Source organism: Massilia sp. LC238 (genome assembly GCF_000735635.1).
Lineage (GTDB): Bacteria > Pseudomonadota > Gammaproteobacteria > Burkholderiales > Burkholderiaceae_D > Telluria > Telluria varians.
This window is the reverse complement of sequence record NZ_JNNN01000022.1, coordinates 1-640: the sequence shown is the minus strand read 5'-3', so window position 1 is coordinate 640 and position 640 is coordinate 1. Positions and strand designations below refer to the sequence as shown.

At 49.8% G+C, this 640-nt stretch carries 2 tRNA genes and 1 rRNA gene; all 3 read right to left on the bottom strand.

Features of this window, described 5'->3' with window-relative positions:
* Positions 1–292: 292 nt before the first annotated feature.
* Positions 293–368, bottom strand: a tRNA-Ala gene (locus FG94_RS04950).
* 3 nt (positions 369–371) lie between these two features.
* Positions 372–448: transfer RNA gene (locus FG94_RS04945), tRNA-Ile, on the bottom strand.
* A gap of 81 nt (positions 449–529) precedes the next feature.
* Positions 530–640: ribosomal RNA gene (locus FG94_RS04940) — 16S ribosomal RNA — on the bottom strand; the annotation flags it as partial.

Sequence of the window (640 nt, the reverse complement as noted above, 5' to 3'; positions counted from 1 at the left end):
GCAAGCTACTACGTCCTTCATCGCCTGTAATCGCCAAGGCATCCACCATGTGCACTTATTCGCTTGTCCCTATAACGTTGGCCCCTGCTGACAACAGGGATCGTCATAGAAATCAAGAGTACAGCTTAATTGCATGTTTGTTGATACTTGATTACTACCCTAAGTGTGCTCGCTTATCGTTTCCGACTCGCTTACACGCTTAAAAAAACTTTACTTCTTCCAGATTGTTAAAGAACGAGAACTACACTTATCTAAAGCCCAGGCTTTACATAAATGCAGTCGAACAGGTAAATGGTGGAGGATGACGGGATCGAACCGACGACCCCCTGCTTGCAAAGCAGGTGCTCTCCCAGCTGAGCTAATCCCCCTTGTGGTGGGTCTGGTTGGATTCGAACCAACGACCCCCGCGTTATCAACACGGTGCTCTAACCGACTGAGCTACAGACCCAAACTGTTCTCGTTACTTGTTCCAACAGCCGATAAGCGTAGGCGCTTGATGACGGAGCGTTAGCTCCTGGTGCTACTCTAGAAAGGAGGTGATCCAGCCGCACCTTCCGATACGGCTACCTTGTTACGACTTCACCCCAGTCACGAATCCTACCGTGGTAAGCGCCCTCCTTGCGGTTAAGCTACCTACTTC